Source organism: Ramlibacter cellulosilyticus (assembly GCF_014297465.1).
In the GTDB taxonomy this organism is placed as follows: domain Bacteria; phylum Pseudomonadota; class Gammaproteobacteria; order Burkholderiales; family Burkholderiaceae_C; genus Ramlibacter; species Ramlibacter cellulosilyticus.
In genome coordinates this window covers 193,097-215,030 of record NZ_JACORT010000009.1, presented here as the reverse complement: position 1 = coordinate 215,030, position 21,934 = coordinate 193,097, and the positions used below count along the sequence as shown (strand labels likewise).

At 69.9% G+C, this 21,934-nt stretch carries 20 protein-coding genes; 5 read left to right on the top strand and 15 right to left on the bottom strand.

The features are described 5' to 3' along the window. Positions 1-88: 88 nt before the first annotated feature. From H8N03_RS20020 to H8N03_RS20005, 4 genes are all read left to right on the top strand, one after another. On the top strand, positions 89-1,015 hold the full coding sequence (locus H8N03_RS20020; protein ID WP_187077985.1) for a LysR family transcriptional regulator: 927 nt from the start codon (positions 89-91) through the stop codon (positions 1,013-1,015). Between the two features lie 138 nt (positions 1,016-1,153). Beyond that, positions 1,154-2,818, top strand: coding sequence for an FAD-dependent oxidoreductase (locus H8N03_RS20015; protein ID WP_187077984.1), 1,665 nt, complete (start codon positions 1,154-1,156; stop codon positions 2,816-2,818). Positions 2,819-2,971: 153 nt separating this feature from the next. Next, positions 2,972-4,984: a glycosyl transferase family protein gene (locus H8N03_RS20010; protein WP_187077983.1), complete on the top strand. Its 2,013-nt coding sequence runs from the start codon at positions 2,972-2,974 to the stop codon at positions 4,982-4,984. Between the two features lie 55 nt (positions 4,985-5,039). Beyond that, entirely contained in the window at positions 5,040-5,687 is a 648-nt protein-coding gene (locus H8N03_RS20005) for a dihydrofolate reductase family protein (protein WP_187077982.1), read from the top strand. Positions 5,688-5,837: 150 nt separating this feature from the next. Here the strand turns inward: H8N03_RS20005 and H8N03_RS20000 are convergent, their stop codons facing one another. From H8N03_RS20000 to H8N03_RS19940, 13 genes are all read right to left on the bottom strand, one after another. Then, on the bottom strand, positions 5,838-6,515 hold the full coding sequence (locus H8N03_RS20000) for an OmpW/AlkL family protein (protein ID WP_187077981.1): 678 nt from the start codon (positions 6,513-6,515) through the stop codon (positions 5,838-5,840). A gap of 33 nt (positions 6,516-6,548) precedes the next feature. Next, positions 6,549-7,661: an SGNH/GDSL hydrolase family protein gene (locus H8N03_RS19995; RefSeq protein ID WP_187077980.1), complete on the bottom strand. Its 1,113-nt coding sequence runs from the start codon at positions 7,659-7,661 to the stop codon at positions 6,549-6,551. Between the two features lie 119 nt (positions 7,662-7,780). Next, positions 7,781-9,049, bottom strand: a complete 1,269-nt coding sequence (locus H8N03_RS19990; protein ID WP_187077979.1) for a serine hydrolase domain-containing protein — start codon at positions 9,047-9,049, stop codon at positions 7,781-7,783. A gap of 57 nt (positions 9,050-9,106) precedes the next feature. Then, positions 9,107-10,168 carry a maleylacetate reductase gene (locus tag H8N03_RS19985; RefSeq protein WP_187077978.1) on the bottom strand — a complete coding sequence of 354 codons (1,062 nt, stop codon included), beginning with the start codon at positions 10,166-10,168 and terminating at the stop codon, positions 9,107-9,109. Positions 10,169-10,271: 103 nt separating this feature from the next. Next, positions 10,272-11,828, bottom strand: a complete 1,557-nt coding sequence (locus H8N03_RS19980; RefSeq protein ID WP_187077977.1) for a methyl-accepting chemotaxis protein — start codon at positions 11,826-11,828, stop codon at positions 10,272-10,274. Between the two features lie 50 nt (positions 11,829-11,878). Then, the gene (locus H8N03_RS19975; RefSeq protein ID WP_187077976.1) at positions 11,879-12,331 is read right to left on the bottom strand and encodes a cache domain-containing protein; all 453 of its coding nucleotides are present in this window, start codon (positions 12,329-12,331) and stop codon (positions 11,879-11,881) included. Positions 12,332-12,494: 163 nt separating this feature from the next. After that, positions 12,495-13,454, bottom strand: a complete 960-nt coding sequence (locus H8N03_RS19970; protein WP_187077975.1) for a tripartite tricarboxylate transporter substrate binding protein — start codon at positions 13,452-13,454, stop codon at positions 12,495-12,497. Positions 13,455-13,502: 48 nt separating this feature from the next. Beyond that, on the bottom strand, positions 13,503-14,426 hold the full coding sequence (locus H8N03_RS19965) for an NAD(P)-dependent oxidoreductase (protein ID WP_187077974.1): 924 nt from the start codon (positions 14,424-14,426) through the stop codon (positions 13,503-13,505). Between the two features lie 145 nt (positions 14,427-14,571). Continuing rightward, entirely contained in the window at positions 14,572-15,555 is a 984-nt protein-coding gene (locus tag H8N03_RS19960) for a tripartite tricarboxylate transporter substrate binding protein (RefSeq protein WP_187077973.1), read from the bottom strand. A gap of 41 nt (positions 15,556-15,596) precedes the next feature. Then, on the bottom strand, positions 15,597-16,325 hold the full coding sequence (locus tag H8N03_RS19955; RefSeq protein ID WP_187077972.1) for an SDR family NAD(P)-dependent oxidoreductase: 729 nt from the start codon (positions 16,323-16,325) through the stop codon (positions 15,597-15,599). Positions 16,326-16,465: 140 nt separating this feature from the next. Further along, a complete protein-coding gene (pcaF, locus tag H8N03_RS19950; protein ID WP_187077971.1) occupies positions 16,466-17,671 on the bottom strand; it encodes a 3-oxoadipyl-CoA thiolase in 1,206 nt (401 codons plus the stop codon). A gap of 16 nt (positions 17,672-17,687) precedes the next feature. Beyond that, the gene (locus H8N03_RS19945) at positions 17,688-18,329 is read right to left on the bottom strand and encodes a 3-oxoacid CoA-transferase subunit B (RefSeq protein WP_187077970.1); all 642 of its coding nucleotides are present in this window, start codon (positions 18,327-18,329) and stop codon (positions 17,688-17,690) included. Between the two features lie 2 nt (positions 18,330-18,331). Next, complete coding sequence (locus H8N03_RS19940; protein ID WP_187077969.1) at positions 18,332-19,036, bottom strand: 3-oxoacid CoA-transferase subunit A; 705 nt, start codon at positions 19,034-19,036, stop codon at positions 18,332-18,334. 68 nt (positions 19,037-19,104) lie between these two features. Here H8N03_RS19940 and H8N03_RS19935 point away from each other — a divergent pair, with 68 nt between their 5' ends. Then, a complete protein-coding gene (locus H8N03_RS19935) occupies positions 19,105-19,902 on the top strand; it encodes an IclR family transcriptional regulator domain-containing protein (protein WP_187077968.1) in 798 nt (265 codons plus the stop codon). Between the two features lie 128 nt (positions 19,903-20,030). On the opposite strand, the gene H8N03_RS19930 is transcribed toward H8N03_RS19935, so the two are convergent. Next, positions 20,031-20,969, bottom strand: a complete 939-nt coding sequence (locus H8N03_RS19930) for a branched-chain amino acid ABC transporter permease (RefSeq protein ID WP_255428304.1) — start codon at positions 20,967-20,969, stop codon at positions 20,031-20,033. A gap of 91 nt (positions 20,970-21,060) precedes the next feature. After that, complete coding sequence (locus H8N03_RS19925; RefSeq protein WP_187077966.1) at positions 21,061-21,930, bottom strand: branched-chain amino acid ABC transporter permease; 870 nt, start codon at positions 21,928-21,930, stop codon at positions 21,061-21,063. Positions 21,931-21,934 lie beyond the last annotated feature (4 nt).

Genomic DNA, 21,934 nt, shown 5'->3' with positions numbered 1-21,934 from the left:
GCAGACTCTAGGGCCCGGCCATAATTTGGAAAAGGGCGCCGCGGCAAATGAGTTTTCCGCGGCGCGCAAAGACAGCAGGAGACATCCCTTGGACCGCTGGACCGAGATGGCCTTGTTCGTGCAGGTGGCCGAGACCGGCAGCCTGAGCCGCGCCGCGGAGGAGCTGGGCCTGTCCAACGCCGCCGCCAGCCGCCACCTCGCGGCGCTGGAGGAGCGCCTGGGCGCGCGCCTCGTGGAGCGCAACACGCGGCGGCTGTACCTGACGGAGCCGGGGCAGGAGTTCCTGCGCCGCAGCAAGCACATCCTGGCCGACCTGCACGACGCCGAATCGGCCGTCAACGCGTCGACGCTGAACCCCACCGGCACCTTGCGGATCACGGCCTCGCTGTCGTTCTCCATGCACCACATCGCGCCGCTGCTGCCCGAATACACGCGGCGCTATCCCAACGTGACGGTGCACGTCGAGACCGCCAACCGCTACCTGGACCTGATCGACAACAACATCGACGTGGCGATCCGCACGCGCGAGTACGAGCCGGACTCCAACATCACGATCCGCCGGCTCGCGGAGACGCGTCGCATCCTCGCCGCTTCTCCCGGTTACCTCGGGCGCGCGGGAACGCCGCGCACGCTGGAAGACCTCGCCGGCCATGCGCTGCTGGTCTACACCTACGCGAACAACCCGCACGAATTGCGCTTCACGCGCGACGGCGAGACGAGCACCGTCGCCATCCGCGGCGTGCTGGAATCCAACGACGGGCAGGTGCTGCGCGCCGCGGCGCTGGAAGGCCTGGGCATCCTGGTGCAGCCCACGTACATCCTCTACGACGACATCGTGGCGGGCCGGCTGGTCCCCGTGCTCGATGCCTGGGACCTGCCGCGCCTCACGGTCAACCTGGCGTACCCGAGCCGCAAGCACCTGAGCGCCAAGGTGCGCACCTTCATCGATTTCATCGCAGAACACTTCGACCGCATGGAGTACGAACGCAAGTGGACGACACGCTGGGGATATTGACCCACCCCCGAAGCGCCTTCGGCGCCTCCCCCTCGAGGGGGCGCCACCAGCGGCCCGGCAAAGCCGGTTCCGCGGTGGCACTGGCTTCGGCCGTGCGAATGCGTGCCCGAACGCCGCTTGCGAGTGACTGGAGATCCGATGCTCGAACCAACCTGTGACGTGCTGATCGCCGGCGGCGGCCCTTGCGGCCTGATGCTCGCCAACGAGCTGGGGCGGCGCGGCGTGCCCACGCTGCTGGTGGATGCGAAGCCTTCCACGGCCTTCAACCCGCAGGCGAACGCGACGCAGGCGCGCACCATGGAGCACTACCGCCGCCTGGGCTTCGCCGACGAGGTGCGCGCGCTGGGCCTGCCGGCGGACCATCCGACCGACATCGCCTACTTCACACGGTTCACGGCCTGGGAGCTCGCGCGGCTGTCGCTGCCCACGGCGGCGCAGGCCGTGCGCAACGTGAAGGGCCTGGGCGGGTCCTGGAGCGCGGCGGAGTTGCCGCACCGCGTCTCGCAGAAGTACGTGGAGCAGGTGCTGCGCCGGCATGCGGAGGCGCACGCGAGCAACGACGTGCGCTACGGCTGGAAGCTGCTGGCCTTCCGCGACGTCGGCACGCACGTCGAGGCCGAGGTGCAGCCCGCGGCGGGCGGGGCGGTGCAGAAGGTCGTCGCGCAATACCTCGTGGGCGCGGACGGCCCGCGCAGCCTCGTGCGGAGCACGCTCGGCATTCCATGGGGCGGCGCGAGCGGCGTGCGGCGCGACTTCATGGGCGGCCAGATGTTCGCGGTGTACCTGCGGGCGCCGGGCTTCTACGACGTGCTGCCCCATGCGCGCGCGTGGATGTACGTGTCGGTCAACGCGCAGCGGCGCGCCTTCCTGGCTTCGGTGGACGGCCGCTCGGAATTCGCCTTCCATGCCGCCGTGCACGAAGGCGAGAACGCGGACGCGTGGACGGAAGAGGACGCGCGGCGCGTGTTCCGCGAGGCCGTCGGCTGCGAACTGCCGATCGAGGTGCTGTCGTGCGGCACGTGGACGGCGGGGCACTCGCTGGTGGCCGAGTCGTTCCAGCGCGGGCGCATCTTCCTCGCCGGCGATGCGGTCCACCTGTTCACGCCGACCGGTGGCCTCGGCTACAACACGGCGGTCGAGGACGCGGTGAACCTCGGCTGGAAGCTCGCGCACGTGCTGCGCGGCGCGGCCCCCGCGTCGCTGCTGGACAGCTACGAGCGCGAGCGCAAGCCGCTCGCCGTGCGCAACACGGCGTACGCGCGCCACTTCGCGGATTCGGTGGGCCTGTTCCATGCGCGCCCGGAACTGGAAGCGCCGGGCGCGGAAGGCGACGCCGCCCGCGCCGCTGCCTCGGAACACCTGGACGCCCACGTGCGCATGGAATTCAACATTCCCGGCGTCACCTTCGGCGGCCGCTACGACGGGTCGCCGCTGGTGGTCCCCGACGGCAGCACCCCGCCGCCCGACAGCGCCAACACGTATGTGCCGACCGCGTGCCCCGGCGGACGGCCGCCGCACGCGTGGCTGGAAGACGGAAGCTCGCTGTTCGACGGCTTCCACCGCGAATGGACCTTGCTCGCGCTCGGCCCGGACGCGCCGGATGCGCAAGCGTTCACGCAGGCCGCGGCGGCGCTGCAACTCGACCTGCGCGTGGTGCGGCATCCGTCACGCGCGCTGCGCGACCTTTACGAAGCGCCGCTCGCGCTCGTGCGGCCCGACCAGGTGGTCGCATGGCGCGGGCACGCGGCAGCGGACGCGGACGCCGTCCTGCGGCAGGCGAGCGGGCACCGACACTTTCGTTGAAATGTTCCGTGCACCCGTGCACGGATCGGTCTTCTCCTACCGGCGCACGCGCCGCGTGCCGTCCGTCGCGCCGCGCGCAGGTTCCTAGATTGCCGGGGCGGCGCCCTGCCGCGTGCCCTGCGAAACGAAACGACAACAAGGAACCGCGGTCGCATGACCTGGAGCATCGCGCATTACCACGCCAGCCTCGAACTGCTGGCGGCCATGGTGGCCATCGCCATCCTGCTGTCCGCGCTGGACGACCTCTTCATCGACGCCTGGTACTGGGGCCGCCGCGTGCGGCGCTGGTGGGCGCTGCACCGCACGGGACGGCTGCAGCCGCTCACGCCCGACCAGCTGCGCGCGCGCGAGGAGCAGCCGATCGCGATCATGGTGCCGGCCTGGAAGGAGTACGACGTCATCGCGGCCATGGTCGAGAACATGGTGCAGGTGCTGGACTACCGCAGCTACGTGGTCTTCGTCGGCACCTACTGCAACGACCAGGAGACGATCGACGAGGCGGAGCGCATGGTGCGGCGCTACCGCCAGGTGCGGCGCGTGGAGGTGCCGCACCCCGGGCCGACCTGCAAGGCGGACTGCCTGAACTTCGTCGTGGAGGCGATCTTCGACCACGAGCGCGAGCACGGCATGGAATTCGCCGGCGTCGTGCTGCACGACAGCGAGGACGTGCTGCATCCGCTGGAGCTGCGCTTCTTCAACTACCTGCTGCCGCGCAAGGACATGATCCAGCTGCCCGTCGCCTCGCTCGAGCGCGGGCTGGGCGAACTCGTGGCCGGCACCTACATGGACGAATTCGCCGAGAGCCACGGCAAGGAGATGATGGTGCGCGAGAGCGTGGCGGGCACCGTGCCTTCCGCCGGCGTCGGCACCTGCTTCTCGCGCCGCGCGCTGATGGCGCTCGTCGGTGCCACGCGCAACCATCCGTTCAACACGTCCAGCCTCACGGAAGACTACGACGTGGGCATGCGGCTGCAGGAACTGGGCCTGGAGGCGATCTTCGGCGTCTTTCCCGTGAGCTACCGGGTCAAGCGCAAGGACTGGCGCGGCCGCGAGCGCGAGGTGGAGCTGCAGGCGCCGCTGTCGGTGCGCGAGTTCTTCCCCGACAGCTTCCGCGCGGCTTACCGGCAGAAGTCGCGCTGGGCGCTGGGCATCGGCTTGCAGGGCTGGCACCAGATCCCGTGGCGCGGACGCTCGACCGCGGCACGCTACTTCCTGCTGCACGACCGCAAGGGCGTGGTCACTTCCTTCATCGGCATCGTCGCATATGTCCTGCTGCTGCAGTTCGTGTCACTGCACGCAGGCGGGGCGGCCGGCTGGTGGGAGCAGCCGCGTCCCGAGCTCTTCGCCGAGGGCAGTCCGTGGAACCTGCTGGTCTGGGTGAACGCGGGCTTCCTCGTGTTCCGCGCGTGGAGCCGCATGCACTTCACCGCGCTGCTCTACGGGTGGCGGCACGGTCTCGTGTCGCTGCCGCGCATGATCATCGGCAACTTCGTGAACTGCATGGCCGTGGGCCGGGCCTGGCGCATGTACCTCGCGTCCGTGTTCTTCGGCAAGAAGCTGGTGTGGGACAAGACGGCCCACGAGTTCCCCACCGGCGAGCAGCTCGCGCGCACCCGCAAGCGGCTCGGCGAGCTGCTGCAGACCTGGCAGGCCGTCGACGGCGAGCGCCTCGCGCAGGCGCTGCAGCAGCAGGCGGGCGACCCGCGGCCGCTCGGCGAGCTGCTGCTGTCGCATGGCTGGGTGGACGAGGACACGGTGACCGAAGCGATCGCGTACCAGGCCGATCTGCCGCGCGTGCCGCTGGCGGCGGAACTCGTGCGCCAGCATGCGGGCGACATGTCGCGCGAACTCGCGTTGCGCCTGCGTGCGGTGTCCATCGGCCAGGGGAAGAGCGGCCAGCCTCTGCTCGCCGTCGCCCTGCCCTTGTCCGCGGAAGCGCTCACGGAGGCGACGCAGCACTTCGGCGCCACGCCGGTGCAGCGGATCGCGTCGGACCGCGAACTGCGCGAGGCGCTCGCGCTGCTCGAGGCGACTGTCGTCGCGCCCGCACCGGCGGAAGCGCCGGTCGCGGACGTCGGCGAGTTCCTGGCGGAGCGCGGCGAACTGCTGCGCGACATGCTGGAGCAGGCGCTGCCCCGGCCCGGCGAAGTCCGGGGCATCACCTGAGCGCGATGGCGCGGATCTCCGAAGTGGTGCACCATCGCGCATCCAGGAGAGCTGCATGGCCAAGGTGGTAGTCCGGGCTTTCGCCCTGTCCGTCGACGGCTTCGGCGCGGGGCCGCGCCAGAGCCTCGAAGATCCGCTGGGCGTGGGCGGCACCACGCTGCACCAGTGGTTCTATCCCACGCGCACCTTCCAGGAGATGGTGGCCGGCGGCGAAGGCGGCAGCGGCGGTGTCGACGACGACTATGCGCGCCGCAGCTTCGAGAACGTGGGCGCCTGGATCCTGGGCCGCAACATGTTCGGGCCGGTCCGCGGACCCTGGCCCGACGAGGCGTGGAAAGGCTGGTGGGGCGACAACCCGCCGTACCACGTGCCGACGTTCGTGCTGACGCACCATGCGCGCGCCGCCATCCCGATGCAGGGCGGCACGACCTTCCACTTCGTCACGGGCGGCATCCACGAAGCGCTGCAGCGTGCCCGCGAAGCGGCACGCGGCGCCGACGTGCGCATCGGCGGCGGCGTGTCGACCGTGCGGCAGTACCTGCAGGCGGGGCTGGTCGACGAGATGCACCTGGTGCTCTCGCCGACGGTGCTCGGGCAGGGAGAAGCGCTGCTGGCCGGCATCGACCTGGCCGCGCTGGGGTTCCGGTGCACGGAGCATGCGGGGACGCCGCATGCGATGCATGTGGTGATGAAGAAGGTGTGAGCGGATTCAACGGTGGGGTTCGCGTTCGCTCACCTTCCGCGGCTTTCGCCGCGCCACCCTGCAAAGTCCATCGCCGGATCCCGCACTGTAGGGTGGCGGCGCGACAGCGCCGGACGGTGAGCGAAGCGAACCCCACCGAAAACCACAGCCTCAGAACCGGTACCCCACCCCCACCGTCCATACATCCGGGTCCAGCTTGGTGTCGATCTTCTGCCCCGAATTCAGCGTCGTCGTCGTGCGCAGCCACGTGCGCGCGTAATGCGCGTCGATGAACCAGCGCTCGTTGATGGCGTAGGTCATGCCCAGGCCCAGCGACCAGCCGAAGCGCTTGTCGACGTCGATCGACGTGCCGCCGGGCGGGTTGGCCGGGTTCAGCGCATTCAGCGCCGCGCTGCCGCTCTCGCCGTAGAAGTACGCGTAGGTGATGCCGCCCAGCACGTACGGACGGAAGCGCGCCGTCGGCTCCAGGAAGCGGTACTGCACGAAGGCGCTGACCGGCAGCACCTTGGTCGTGCCGATGCGGCCGGTGCCCGCGATGCCGCCCGCGCCGTTGATGTCGTGCTCGAAGCCGAAGCCGATGGGGATCTCCACCGACCAGTTGTCCGTGAGCATGTAGCCCACGAAGAAGGTCGGCTGCGTGTCCGCGCCCACGTCGACCTGCGTGTTGGTCGCGGCCGGCGGCGACAGGTTGCCGCTCTCCGTGTTCGGCGCGATGCGCGTCGCGCCGACGCCGCCGAACCACGTGCCGGCCTTCTGGGCCGACGCGCTCACCGCGCAGCCCGCGAGCAGGACGGCGGCCGCCGCCCGCGCCACGATCTTCTTGTCCATGTTTCTTCCTTCCTCGTTGTGCTTGTGTGCGGATCAGAGCCAGCCGGCACGCGCGAGGGCGCGGCTGACGGAGGAGGCGAGCAGGCGGTGGCCGAACGGCGTCGGGTGGAAGCTGTCCGAGAACGCATAGCTCTGCCACCAGCCGGCCGACTGGCCGGTGGGCGGCGCGGCGTCAAGCGCAGCGGAGGTGCAGGTGGTGAAGGTGTAGCTCGGCAAGCCGCCCGAGACACCGGTCACCGGGCATGCGGGCGTGGTGGCGTTGCTGATGCCGTAGGTGGCGGGATGCGCGACCTGGTCCTGGAAGTCCGCATAGAAGGGAACCACCGCGATGCGCGCGTCGCCGCCGGCCAGCGAGCGCAGGCGGTCGTTGAAGACGGTGATCCACTGGCGGATGGCGCCTTGCAGTTGCTGTGCCCGCGCGGCACCGGCCTGCTGCGTGACGCCGGCGAGCACCTGCTGGAAGCGCGGCGTCAGCGTGATGTCGACGATGTCCAGCACCGCGACGTGCGTCGCGCCCTTGTCCAGCGCGTTCGTCTTGATCGCGCCGTAGTAGCGGTCGGCGAGCTTCTGCATCCACAGCGCGTTCGCGGCTTCCGGGCTGCCGGCGGTGCCGATCTCCTGCGGCGTGAGCAGCCGCAGGAGCACCGACTGGTAGGCGGCCGGATTGCTGCCGGCGCCGAGGTACGCGCCCACGAGGTCCGCCGCGTCGTTGCCGCCGCCATCGACGATCAGCAGGTCCGTCGGCTTGTACGTGCCGTTCACCTGCGCCGCCACGGCGAGCTGCGTGGGCACGTCCTGGATGTCCGGCGCCGCGCCGATGCCGCGGATGCGCCCGCCGCCGATGGCGTAGTTCGTGCAGCCCGCATTGGTCGCGGCCGTGGTGGTGAAGTAGTTGCACTGCGACGTCACGCCGAAGTTGGACGCGACGATCTGCGGAAAGACCGGGAAGCCGGCTGGATCCGCCGAGTTCTGCACCGTGAACTTGATGCCGGTCACGCCCACGTCGGCGAGGCTGTCACCCGCCACGATGACGCGGGAGATCTGCGTCTTCGGGCCCTCGGTGCCGCCGCCGCCACCGCAGCCGGCCAGTACCGCCGCCGCCGCAAATGCCGCGGCCAGCAGGCGAAGTCTTCTTCCTGTTTGCATGTCGCCTCCACAAAAAAAGAACGGTCGTTCGTTTTCGAAGTGGCAAAGCATACCGGCGCTTCGCGCAGCCCCGCCTCAGGGTTTGCGCGCGGCTGCGCCGCAAAAGGAAGGAGGCCTGCTCAGCCGTCGCGCAGCAGGCGACCGAGCGCGAGCAAGGCCGGCAGCGTGATCGGGTCGTTCGCCGCACTCGCGGCAACGGGGTGCGACGCGAACCGCGCGACGACCATCTCGGCGCGCGGCGCGACGTAGAGGCGCTGTCCATGGATGCCGCGGCCCTCGAACGCATCGAGCTCGTTGTGCGACACCCACCACATGCTGCGGTACGAGTAGCCGGGCAGCAGCGTGTACCCCGCCTTCGCGAACTTCGCGGGATCGCTGCCGCGGCGGATGTCGGCGACCACGGCCTCGGGCACGAGTTGCCGGCCGTTCCAGTCGCCGCCGCGGCGCATCAGCTCGCCGAAGCGCGCGAGGTCGCGCAGGCTGGCATGCAGGCCGCCGCCGCCCATGGGAACGCCGACGGGGTCCACCGTGAGGTAGCCGTCCTGCTCGCATCCGAGCGGGCTCCAGAGGTGGTCCGACAGCATCTGCGCGAGCGGCACGCCGCAGACGCGCTTCATCACCCAGGCCATCAGCTCCGTGTTCACGGTCTTGTACGCGAAGGCTTCGCCGTGGCGGCCTTCGGGGCGCAACGTCTGCAGGTAGTCGTAGAAGCTGCCCGGCCCCGCGTAGCCCTCCGGCCGGGGCCGCAGGCCGCCCGCGCGCGCGTAGTCCCAGATGTGCGCCTTCGGGTCCGAATAGAGTTCCGAGTACGCGACGCCGATCTGCATGTCCATCACCTGGCGCAGCGTCGCGTCCTCGTAGGCCGTGCCCTTCATCTCCGGCAGCCAGTGCGGGATGCGCTGCTGCGCGTCGAGCACGCCCTCGTGCACGAGGGTGGCGCACAGCGTGGCCGCATACGACTTCGTGATCGAGAAGCAGCTGTGGGGCAGGTGCGGCTGCAGCGCGCCGAAGTAGCGCTCGTAGATGCGCCGGCCGCGATGCAGCACCACGATGCCGTCGGTGTAGGTGTCGGGGAGGGAGGCGTCCCAGCGCCGCTCGCGGCCGTGCATGTCCGTGAACGCGAGGCGGTCGATGGCGTCTTGCTGCAAGGCGTCGGGAAACGGGCTGGCGGGGCCCGGGCCGCGCCACACGTTGACCGTGGGCACGAGCTCGCGCATGTGCGAGAGCGTCCAGCGGATCTGCGGGAAGTCGAGGAAGCGGTCGTCGGCGAAGCGCACCTCGCGCCCGGGCGGCGGCGGCGTGCCTTCCATCCAGCCGAGATGGCGCGGGTCGGAGGCGACGCCGTCGGGGTACGCGATGCCGTCGAAGGTGAGGGTGCCGTCGGACATGAAGCGCCTTTCGGTGGGGTTCGCTCTCGCTCACCACCACCCTACAACTGCCCCTTCCTATTCGGATGGGCGTTTCCCCTCGTACGCATCCTGCAGCAACTGCCGCAAGGCGGCACGCTCCAGCGGCCGCGGGTTCGGGTACTGGTTCTGCAGCGCGATGTCGCACGCGCGGTCCAGGTCTTCCGCGCGCATGCCGATGTCGCGCAAGGCGACGGGCGCGCCGTTGTCGCGGGCCAGGTCATACACGGCTTGCGGGGCGCTCTTCGCCTCGAGCGCGCGCGCAATGCGGTGCATGGCCTCGGGAGCGGCCTTCGCGTTGTAGGCGAGCGCATGCGGCAGCACCACCGTGTGCGTCTCCGCATGCGGCAGGTTGAAGCTGCCGCCGAGCGTGTGGCACAGCTTGTGGTGCAGCGCCATCTCCACCGACGCAAGCACCGTCCCGCACAGCCACGCGCCGTAGAGCGCGTTGCCCCGGACCTCCAGGTCGCGCGGCTGCGCGCGCAGCCGGGGCAGCGCCACGCCCAGCGCGCGGATGCCCTCTTCCGCCATCAGGTCGATGATCGGGTTGCTCGTCGTCGAATACAGGCCTTCGGCCGCATGCGCGATCGCGTTCATGCCGCTGGTGATGCTCATGCCGACCGGCAAGCCCAGCGTGAGCTCGGGGTCGTAGATGACGGTGCGCGGCAGCACGCGATCGTCGCGTCCCGTCTTCTTCAGGCCCGCTTCGGTGATGCCGTAGATCGTGGTCATCTCGGAGCCGGCGTAGGTGGTGGGCACGGCAACGATGGGCAAGCCGGAGTCGAGCGCGATCGCCTTGCCGAGGCCCACCGTGGAACCGCCACCCACGGCAACGGCACAGTCCGCGCCCAGGCGCACCGCGTGCGCGCGCGCCTCGCGCGCCGTCTCGATCGGCACGTGCATCACCGCGCGGTCGAACACGCCGGCGGCGCGCTCGCCCAGCATCCCGGCGACCTGCTCCGCGGACGCGCGCTGCTCCGGCGTGGACAGCACGAGCGCCTTGCGCACGCCCAGCCGGTCGAGCTCGGAGGCGAGCTGGCGCAGCGTGCCCGGGCCGAACAGCACGCGCGCCGGGCGGCCGATGTAGACGAAATCCTTCACGTTGCTCTCCTCGCAGGCGGCATGGGCGCCACTCTAGGCGCCCCGGTGCCGCCGGGGCAAGCCCGGCGCGAGAAAGGAGTTTTCCGGCCCGCGGAAGAGCGGCTCAGGCCGCGGCGATGCGGAAGCGGCCGAGCGTCTGCGCGAGGCTGTCGGCCTGCTCGCGCAGGCTGAGCGCGGCGGCGGTGGATTCCTCGACCAGGGTGGCGTTCTGCACCGTCGCCGTTTCGATGGAACTCAGCGCGCCGTTCACCTGCGCGAGTTCGGTGCTTTGCTGCACCGTCGCCGCGCGGATGGAAGCGAGCAGGTCGGCCACCGAAGCCACCTCGCCCATGAGGTGCTCGATCGCGCTGCCCGCCTTGCCCACGAGCTGCTCGCCCGCGCGCACGCTGCTCACCGAATCCTGGATCAGCGTCGCGATCTCCTTGGCAGCCGACGACGCGCGCTGCGCGAGGTTGCGCACCTCGCCCGCCACGACGGCGAAGCCGCGCCCGTGCTCGCCGGCCCGGGCCGCTTCCACCGCTGCATTCAGCGCGAGGATGTTGGTCTGGAACGCGATGCCGTCGATGACGCCGGTGATCTCGGCGATGCGCTTGCTCGCCTCGCTGATGCCGCCCATGGTCTGCACCATCTGCGCGACGACGTCGCCCGTGGCCCGTGCCGAAGACGCGGCGCCGGTGGCGGTGGTGCTGGCGCGCTCCGAGGCGCGCGCGTTCTCGTCCACCGCGCCCGCGAGCTGGTGAATGGAGGCGGAAGTCTGCTGCAGCGAGCTCGAGGCGGAGTCCGTGCGCTCGCCCAGGCTCGCGTTGCCGTTGGCGATCTCGGCGGCGGCCGCGCGCACCGACTCGCTCGCGGCGTGCACGGAACGCATCGAAGCGGCCAGGCGCTCGCGCACCGCTTCCGCGTCGCGCATCAATTGCCCGATCTCGTCGCTGCCCTTCGGCTCGACGCTGCGCGTCAGGTCGCCGTCACCGAGCGCCGCCATGGTCCGCGACAGCCGTTGCAGGCGCCGCAGCATGCCGCGCGTGATCGCGACGCCGGCCGCGATGGCCAGCACGGCGGCGCCGAGCAGCGCGGTGACCGTCAGCAGCTGCATGCGCCGGCTGCCCGCCTGCGCCGCGGCGACTTCCTCGCCCGCCTGCTGCAGCTCGCGCGCGCTGATCGCCGACACCGTCTTCTGCAGCGACGCGTATTCCGAGTTCGCCGTGGTCAGGAAGGTCGCGGCATTGGCGACGCCGGTGCTCTTGAGGTCCACGACGTCGGCCAGCATCTTGCGGTACTTCTTCAGCGACGCCTGGATGGCCTCCAGCTGCGCGCGCTCGTCCGCGTCGGCCACCGCGAGCCGCCCTTCCAGCGCCGTCTGGATGCGCTGGCCCACCGTGACGATCGCCTTGTCGACGCCCTCCACCTCCTTGGCGCTGAAGCCGATCGCCTCCAGCGCCATGGACTGGTTGATGAGCCCGTTCAGGTCCCGCAGGTCGGCGTCGACCTGCGCCGCGAAACCGTAGCTCGGGAGCCGGTCCGCATACAGCGACTGCAACGCGCCTCCCAGCCGCGCGGAGCTCCACAGGGTGAGCGCCGCGCCGCCGGACAGCAGCACCAGGCAGGCGGCCAGCAGCAGGGCCAACTTCAACTTCAGGGACAGGTCGTCCAGCCCGCGCATGGGGATCCTCCTCTAGCCGGCGGGCGCGTGCGCGCCCGCGTCTGCCGTGCCTACTCCCAGAAGCCCACGGCGACGTAGGCGTCCTGCCCGGGCACGCGGCGCGCCATCAGGCGGCCGTTGTCGATCTTCTTCGTGGTGGGGTTCGCCCAGCGGTATTCCACCAGCGACTCGCCGGTGGTCTTCACGTTCTGGATCGTCTCCTGGACGAAGGCCTTGCCGGAGGCGTCCTTCGCTTCGATCATGGCCTTGCCCGCGAGCTTGGGGTTGTCGGCGTGCGCGAGGAGCGTGCCGCCCTCGAACTTGACGAGTACCACGTAGGCCTTGCCGCGCTTCCACTTGCCGCCGGCGTTGAATTCCTCGGCGGCCGCGTTGATGCCCTTGCTGGCGATGGCGGCCTGCGCCTCGGAAAGCAGGGCCTTGGCATCGGCGGCGGTGTCGGCATGCGCAAAGGCGGCGACGGCAAACAGGGCGGACGCGGCCGCGGCTTGGATCCAGGTCTTCATCGTTCCCTCCAACGACTCGTTGCGCCCGGTCCCGCCGGGCGTCGAACCAATATAGGAGAGATGTATCTCGATGTAAACACTACTTACGACGCTCCCTGTGGAAAGGGCGCAACGCGTTACATCTGCGGCCTGCCTTGCCGCCAACTTTTCCGCAGGCGTCCGCTCACTGCGCCTTGAGGTTGGCGCTCTTCGCAATGGCCGCGGCGGCTTCCATCTCCGTGCGGATGTAGGCGTTGAAGGCGGCGGGCTCCAGCAGGAACGGGTCCGCGCCCAGCGTGGCGAGGCGCGCCTTCACCTCCGGCGAGTTCATGGCCTTCGCCGCTTCCTCGTGCAGGCGCTTGACCACCGCCGGCGGCGTGGCCGCGGGGACGATCATGCCGACCCACAGCGTGTACTCGGAGTCGGGCACGCCGGCTTCGACCGTGGTGGGCACGTTCGGAAGCGCGGGCGACCGCTGCGCGGAGCTGACCGCCAGCGCCTGCAGCTTGCCGTCCTTGATCAGGGGCAGCGCGGAAGCGAGCGGCGCGAAGAACCAGTCGTTGCGCCCGCCGATCACGTCGGTCATGGCTTCCGGCGTGCCCTTGAACGGCACGTGCTGCGCGTCGATGCCGGCGCGCAGCTTGAACTTCTCGGCGTTCATGTGGGTCGCGCTGCCGGTACCGGCGGAGGCGTAGTTCAACTGGCCCGGCTTCGCCTTCGCGGCCGCGAGCACGTCCGCCACGGTCTTCCAGCCGCGCGCCGGCGACACCACCATCACGTTCGGCACCGCCGCCAGCGGCGTGACGCCGCTCAGGTCCTTGAGCGTGTCGTAAGGCAGGTTGGGATAGATCGCCGGATTGAGCGCATGGCCCGAGGAGTGGATCAGCACCGTGTAGCCGTCGGGGTCGCTCTTGGCGACCTGCGCGGCGCCGATGGTGCCGCCGGCACCGGGCTTGTTCTCGATGACGACCGGCTGGACGAGCCCCTTGGCCATGCTCTCGCCCACGGTGCGGGCGATGATGTCGGTCACGCTGCCGGCGGTGAAGGGCACGATCATGCGGACCGGCTTGGCGGGCCACGCACTTTGCGCGAAGGCGCCGCCGGCCACGAGGGCGGCGGCGAGGAGGCCGAGGATTCGCTTCATGTCTTGTCTCCTTTGGAATGCTTGCCAACAGGATGCGAACGGGGAACGCTAGGAGGAGAGGCCGTCTCCCACCTGGACGTTCTCGGGCGCCAGCTCCAGGCCCGCGTCGCGCGCGGTCTCCTGCAGCAGCACGGCGAAGTCGATGTTGCCGTGGCCGTGGCCGACCATGCGCGCGACCGATTCGCGCGTGGCCGCCGCCGCCGGCATGGCGACGCCGTGCGTCTTCGCCGCGCCCATGCCCAGGTCCATGTCCTTGAGCAGCAGCTGCGGCGTGAAGGTCACCTGGTCGAAGGTGAGGTTGACCAGCATCGGCGTCTTGTAGCGCGTGTACATGGAACCGAGCACCGAGTCGTTGATGCTCTCCAGGAACAGGTGGCGCGGGATGCCGGCCTTCTCGGCCAGCACGGTGATCTCGCAGAGGTTCTGGATCACCACGCCGAACATGGTGTTGTGCGCGATCTTCCAGATGCGCGCGAGCTCGCCTTCGCCGACCCACATGGCCTTGCGCCCCATCGCGGCCAGGTAGGGTTGCGCCTTCTCGTACAGCGCTTTCGGGCCGGAGGCGACGATCAGCAGCTTGCCGGCCTTGGCCACCTTGGCGTTGCCGGACACGGGCGCGCAGAGATAGGCCACGCCCATGCCTTCGAGCCGCTCCCGGATTTCGGCGGAGCCCTCCTGCGAGATGGAGGAGCTGTCGACGACGACCTGCGGCTTCTGCGCCCCGGTGACCAGTCCGCCTTCGCCGAAGAGCACTTCCTTCAGGTCGTCGGTGGTGGAGACCATCGTGAACACCACCTCGCAGGCCGCGAGGTCGGTCTTGTGGCGCACGATCTCGGCGCCGTACGCCGCCAGCGGTTCCGCCTTGCTGCGCGTGCGGTTCCAGACGCTCGCGCCGTAGCCGGCCGCCAGCAGCCGCTTGACCATCGCCTCGCCCATGCGGCCCAGGCCGATCCATCCCACTTGCTTCGCCATGCCTCGTGCTTCCTCGTGACGGGTGTGGCGGCAGTGTCTGGCGCGCGCGGGGGGCTGTCCATGGGGTTTCCGGAATTCAGTTTTCCGGCCGCCGAAAGACAAAGGGCGGCCCGGTGGCCGCCCTGTGCGTGCGTGAAGCGGGGGATCAGTCGGCGCTCGCGCCCGACTCCTTCACCACCTTGCTCCACTTGTCCGTCTCGCTGCGGATGAACGCGGCGAACTGCTCCGGCTTCTCGCTGTAGGGCTCGGCACCCTGCTCGGCGAGCTTCTTCTTCACGTCCGGCTGCGACAGCACCTTGACGAGGGCCGCATTCAGCTTCGCCACCACCGGCGCGGGCGTGTTCGCGGGGGCGAACATGCCGAACCAGGAAGTCGCCTCGTAGCCGGGGACGCCGGCTTCGGCGATCGTCGGCACGTCCGGCAGCTCCGGCGAGCGCTTGGCCGTCGTCACCGCCAGCGGGCGCAGCTTGCCGCTGCGCACGTGCTGGATGGCGGAGGGCATGTTGTCGAACATGATGTCGATCTGGCCGCCGAGAAGGTCGGTGACGGCCGGCGCGCTGCCCTTGTACGGCACGTGGATCATGTCGACCTTCGCCAGGCTGTTGAACAGCTCGCCGGAGAGGTGGATGGAGCTGCCGCTGCCCGAGGAACCGAAGTTCACGCGGCCCGGGTTGGCCTTCGCGTAGGCGATCAGCTCCTTCACGTTCTTGTACGGCTTGGTGGGGTTCGCCACCAGCAGGTTGGGAACCATGGCCACGCGCGTGAGCGGCGCGAAGTCCTTGATGGGGTCGAACGTGAGCTTCTTGTACAGGCTCTGGTTGATCGCGTGCGTGCCGACCGTGCCCATGAACAAGGTGTAGCCGTCGGCGGGCGCCTTGGCCGCGAGCGCGGCACCGATGTTGCCGCCGGCGCCGGCGCGGTTGTCGACGACGACGGGCTGGCCCAGCTCCTTGTTCAGGGCCTGGCCGATCACGCGCGCCAGGATGTCGGTGGTGCCGCCGGCCGCGAAGGGCACGACGATGGTGACCGGCTTGGTGGGATAAGCCTGCGCGGACGCGGCGAACGGGAAGGCCGCGGCGGCGGCCAGCGCGAGGCCGGCCAGCGCGAGGCGGCGGCGGGAGGCTTGCATGGCTTTCACTTCTACTTTCACTTTCACGGGGAGGAAACGAATCAGACTGGCGCGAGGCCCAGCGTGGTGCCGCCGCAGACGTACAGCACCTGCCCGGTCACGAAGCCGTTGTCCGGCGAGAGGAAGAACAGCGCCGCGCGCGCGACGTCTTCGGGCGTGCCCATGCGCTTGACGACGATGCTGTCCAGGATGCGCTGCGTGCGCGGGGCGCCGTCCGGGTTGCTCTGGCGGAACAGCTCGGTGGCGATCGGGCCGGGCGCGATGGCGTTGACGGTGATGCCGTCCGCGCCCAGCTCCATGGCCAGCGTGCGCGTCATGCCCACGAGGCCCGCCTTGGCGGCGGAGTAGGCGATGCGCTCGGTCTTGCCCAGCGCCGCGCGCGAGGCCATGTTGACGATGCGGCCCTGGCCGCAGGCGCGCAGGCTGGGCAGGAAGGCCTGCGTCAGCAGCATCGTCGCCTGCAGCGTGAGGGCGTTGACGTAGGCGAGGTCTTCCGCGGTCTGCGTGTCGGCCGTGCCGGGGCGCGTCGCACCCGCGTTGTTGACCAGCGCGGTGACGTCGAACTCGCGCGCGACCTGCGCGCCCGCCGCCTGCGTCGCGGCCGCCTGCGTGAGGTCGGCCTGGAACGAGTGCAGCTGCGGATGCGACCAGTCCGGCAGCTTGTAGTCGATGTTCACGACCTGCCGGCCTTGCGCCAGCAGCATCTGGGCGATGGCGCGGCCGATGCCGGCGCTGGCACCGGTGACGAGGGTGGCTTGTTGCTTGCTCATGATGTCTTTGGGAGGCGCGAAGCCCCAGGCTCCCCCTCCCGCTGGCGGGAGAGGGTCGGGGTGAGGGCTGCCTGCGAGGGCCGCGTGCCCCTCACCCCTGCCCTCTCCCCAGAGGGGAGAGGGAGAAATCCAGGAAGTTCCTAGACGCGTTCCAGGATCACCGCGATGCCTTGGCCCACGCCGATGCACATCGTGCACAGCGCGTACCTTCCGCCGCTCGCGTGCAGCTGGTTCACCGCCGTCGTCGCGAGGCGCGCACCGGACGCACCCAGCGGGTGGCCCAGGGCGATCGCGCCGCCGTTGGGGTTCACGCGCGCGTCGTCGTCCTTCAGCCCCAGCATGCGCAACACCGCGAGGCCCTGCGCCGCGAAGGCTTCGTTCAGTTCGATCACGTCGAGCTGCTCGAGTTTCAGCCCCGTGAGCGCCAGCACCTTCTGCGTCGCCGGCGCAGGGCCGATGCCCATCACGCGCGGCGGCACGCCGGCGGTGGCCATGCCCACGATGCGCGCGCGCGGCGTCAGGCCGTGCTTCGCGGCGCTGGCTTCGTCGGCCAGCAGCAGCGCGCAGGCGCCGTCGTTCACGCCGCTGGCGTTGCCCGCGGTCACGCTGCCGTCCGGCTTCACCACGCCCTTGAGCTTGGCCAGCGCTTCCAGCGAAGTCTCGCGCGGATGTTCGTCCTTGTTGACGACGATGGCCTCGCCCTTCTTCTGCGGGATGCTCACGGGCGTGATCTCCGCGTCGAAGAAGCCGCGCTTCTGGGCCGCCACGGCCTTCAGCTGCGAAGCCAGTGCCATGCGGTCCTGGGCCTCGCGCTCGATCTTGTAGTCGACGGCCACGTTCTCCGCCGTCTCGGGCATGGAGTCGACGCCGTACATCTCCTTCATCAGCTTGTTGACGAAGCGCCAGCCGATGGTGGTGTCGTACACCGCGTTGCTGCGGGAGAAAGCGGATTCCGCCTTCGGCATGACGAAGGGCGCGCGGCTCATGCTCTCCACGCCGCCGGCGATCATCAGCGTGGCCTCGCCCGACTTGATGGCGCGCGCGGCGGTGCCGATGGCGTCGAGGCCGGAGCCGCACAGGCGGTTGACGGTGGCGCCGGGCACGTCCACGGGCAGGCCGGCCAGCAGCGTGGCCATGTGCGCCACGTTGCGGTTGTCCTCGCCGGCCTGGTTGGCGCAGCCGAAGATCACGTCGGTGACGGCCTGCCAGTCCACGTTGGCATTGCGCGCCATCAGCGCCTTGAGCGGGATGGCCGCGAGGTCGTCGGTGCGCACGGACGACAGGGCGCCGCCGTAGCGGCCGAACGGCGTGCGGATCGCGTCGCAGATGAAGGCTTGTCGGGTCATGTTCGGGTCTCCTGGCTCAGGCCGCGATCGGCAGGTTGATCAACTTTTCGAGTTCCGCATGCGAGAGGCCCTCGACCTTGTCGATGAGCTTCAGGCCCTGCGGCGTGCACTCCAGTGTGCACAGGTCCGTGTAGATGCGCTTCACGCACGCGACACCGGTGAGCGGATAGGTGCAGCGTTCGACGATCTTGCTCTCGCCCTTCTTGGTGAGCAGGTCCATCATCACCCAGGTCTGCTTGGCGCCGATCGCGAGGTCCATCGCGCCGCCGACGGCGGGGATGGCGCCGGGCTCGCCGGTGCTCCAGTTCGCGAGGTCGCCCTTCGCGGAAACCTGGAAGGCGCCGAGCACGCAGATGTCGAGGTGGCCCCCGCGCATCATCGCGAACGAGTCGGCGTGATGGAAATAGGCGCCACCCGGCAGCAGCGACACGGGCTGCTTGCCTGCGTTGATCAGGTCGTAGTCTTCCTCGCCCGCGGCCGGCGCCGGGCCCATGCCGAGGATGCCGTTTTCGCTTTGCAGGATGACCTCGCGGCCGGCCGGGATGTGGTTGGCCACCGCGGTGGGCTGGCCGATGCCGAGGTTCACGTAGGCGCCGTCGTGGATGTCCTGCGCGACGCGTTTCGCGAGTTCGTCCTTGGTGCGTTTCTGGTAGGCCATGCTCACGCCACCTCTTTCTTGAAGCCGCCGGCCTGCGTGGCGACGCGCGGGATCTTCACGAGCTTGCTCACGTAGATGCCGGGCGTGACGACCGCTTCCGGATCGAGCTCGCCCAGTTCCCTGAGTTCGAACACGGTGGCGACCGTGTACTTGGCCGCGGCGGCCATCACGGGGCCGAAGTTGCGCGCCGCCTTGCGGTAGACGAGGTTGCCCCAGCGGTCGCCGGCTTCGGCCTTGATCAGCGCGACGTCGCCATGGATCGGGTACTCCAGCACGTACTGCCTGCCATCGATCTCGCGGGTTTCCTTGCCCTTGGCCAGCTCCGTACCGGCCGCCGTGGGGCAGAAGAACGCGCCGATGCCCGCGCCGGCGGCGCGCATGCGCTCGGCGAGGTTGCCCTGCGGCACGAGTTCCAGTTCGAGCTTGCCGCTGCGATAGAGCTCGTCGAACACCCAGCTGTCCACCTGGCGCGGGAAGCTGCAGATGATCTTGCGCACGCGGCCGGCCTTCAGCAGCGCGGCGAGGCCGTAATCGGCGTTGCCCGCGTTGTTGTTGACGACGGTGAGGTCCTTCGCGCCCTGCGCGATCAGGCCGTCGATGAGCTCGCCCGGGATGCCGGACGTGCCGAAGCCGCCGATCAGGACGGTGGACCCGTCCTTCACGTTCGCCAGCGCCTCCGCGATGGAGGCGGCGATCTTGTTGATCATGGGAAGTCCTTGGGAGGTCGATCCACGTTGTTCGGTATGCGAACAAGTGTTCGTATAATGAATTCTACATGCCGACCGCCGCCCGCCCCGAAAGCCCCGACATCCGGCCGGGAGATGCCTACGTGCAGTCCTTCGCGCGCGGGCTCGAGGTGATCCGCTCCTTCAGCGCCAGCGCGCCGCGGCAGACCTTGAGCGAGGTCGCGCAGCGCACCGGCCTGACGCGCGCGGGCGCGCGGCGCATCCTGCTCACGCTGCAGACCCTCGGCTATGTGGAGAGCGACGGCAAGCTCTTCGTGCTGACGCCGCGCATCCTGGACCTGGGCTTCGCCTACCTCTCGTCCATGCCGATGTGGAACGTGGCCGAGCCGGTGATGGAGTCGCTGGTGGAGGAGGTCAAGGAGTCCTGCTCCGCCGGCGTGCTGGAAGGCACGGACATCGTCTACGTGCTGCGCGTGTCCACCCGCAAGATCATGCGCAACAGCCTGGGGGTGGGCTCGCGCCTGCCGGCCTATTGCACGTCGATCGGGCGCATGCTGCTGGCGGGGCTGCGCGACGACGAGGTCGTGGCGCTGCTGGAGGCGAGCCCGCGCGAGGCGCGCACGCGGCACACGCTCACCGACGTGGACGCGCTGCTCGCGAAGGTGCAGCAGGGGCGGCGCCAGGGCTGGTGCCTCGTCAACCAGGAGCTGGAGGAAGGGCTGGTGTCGATCGCAGCGCCCGTGGTGAACCGCGCGGGCCGGACCATCGCGGCGCTGAACATCAGCGGCCAGGTGAACCGGACGTCGCCCCGGCAGATGCAGGAGACGATGTTGCCGGCGCTGCGGAAGGCGGCGGAGGAAGTGTCGCGGAGGCTCGTCGTGGCTTGAGTGAGGTGGGGTTCGCTCCGCTCACCTTCCGGTGCTCTCGCACCGCCACCCTACAGGCACCGCAAGTCGTAGGGTGGCGCGGCGACAGCCGCGGACGGTGAGCGACAGCGAACCCCACCGGGCCCCGTTCACCCCACCAAGCGCCTTTGCGTGGGAAAGAGGCTCCACCCCCACCTCTCCTGCGCATACCCCCACAGCCCCTTCTTGAAGAACAGCGTCACCACGATCGCCAGCAGCCCCAGCCCCATCAGGTACCAGGTCCCCCAGTCGCTGAAGAACTTGTTCAGCGCCCAGAAGATCAGCGCGCCGACGATCGGGCCTTCGATGCGGCCGATGCCGCCGATCACCACCATGAAGATGGCGAAGGCGGTCCAGTTCACGCTGAAGGCGGCGTCGGGGCTGATGCGCAGGTTGCCGACGAAGTACAGCGCACCCGCGAGCCCGGCGCCCAGCGCTGCGACGGCATAGACGGCCAGCTTCATCCGCCGCACCGCGATGCCTTGCGACTCTGCGGCGACCTCGTTGTCGCGGATCGCCTGCAGCGCGAGCCCCTGCTTGCTGCGCAGGAACAGGTAGACCCCCGCAATGCACGCCACGACGCAGGCGAGCGCCATCCAGTAGGTCACGCTCTCGCGCGTGGACTTGCCGATGCCGCGCAGCGCGGTGAGCGTGGTGCCGGAGCCGCCGCCCACCGCGGGGATGTTGGCGATGCCCAGGCGGAACACTTCCGCGATCACCCAGGTGCCGATCGCGAAGTAGCCGCCCTGCAGGCGGAACGCGACCCACGACACGGGCAACGCGACCAGGGCCGCAGCGAGTGCCCCCAGCGGCACGGCGACGAAGGGGTTCATGCCAGCGAAGTTGCCCAGCGCCAGCATCGCGTAGCCCCCCAGCCCGAAGAAGGCCTGCTGCCCGATGCTCACCATGCCGCCGTAGCCGGCGAGCAGGTTCCACATCATCGCGAACACGAAATAGCAGGCGATCTCGACGAACTCGCGCATCCAGCTGGATTCGCCCCAGAGGGGGAGGGTCGCGGCGACGAGGAGGAGGAGGATGCCTGCGGCCAACGCGAGCTGATTGGCGCGCGTTCCGCGTTGAACCGTCACCCCCGCAGAGGCGGCGGCCCAGGGCTCCCCGGGAATGGGCACCGCACTCATCTCACCCCCTCGTCTTCGGGAACAGCCCTTGCGGCCGGAACACCAGCACCGCGAGGAACACCAGGTGCCCGGCCCAGATCCCCCACCCGGGATCGAGACGGAACCCCACCTGCTGCGCCAGCCCGAGCAGCATCGCACCCGCCAGCGTGCCCCAGAACGATCCCATGCCGCCGATGATCACCGCCTCGAAGGCGAAGAGCAGCAGCAGCGGGCCGTCGGAAGGCGACACGGTGGTGCGCATCGCCTGCAGCACGCCGGCGATCGCGACCAGCACGAACGCGATGCCGGTCGCGAGCGCGTAGACCTTGCCCGCGTGCACGCCCATGAGCTCCGCGACCTCGCGGTCGTCGGAAACGGCACGGAAGGAGCGCCCCAGCGCGGTGGCGGAGAACAGCCATTGCAGCGCCGCCGTCGCGGCGAGCGCCACACCGAGCACCAGCAAGGGCAACGCACCGACGGCGACCCCTCCCGGCAGCGCCAGGCTGCGCGTGTTGAATCCACCGGTCTCGATCGAGCGCGGATCCGCCGAGAAGAGCTGCAGCAGCAGGTTCTGGATGACGATGGCGAGCCCGAAAGTCACCACCAGCGAAGGCAGCGGATCGCGCCCGAGCGTGCCGTTCAGCACGAAGCGCTGCAGCCCCCAGCCGAAGACGAACGCCACCGGGAGCAAGGCGAGCGCGACGCCCACCGTCGCCGCACCCGAGGCGCCCACCAGCATCAGCCCGGCGACCGCGCCGAACGCCGCCAGCACGATGAAGTCGCCGTGCGCCGTGTTGGTCAGGCGCATGACGCCGAACATCAGCGACTGCCCCAGCGCGAAGAGCGTGTACAGCCCGCCCAGCATCGCCGCCTGCACGAAGAGGTCGAGCATCGCG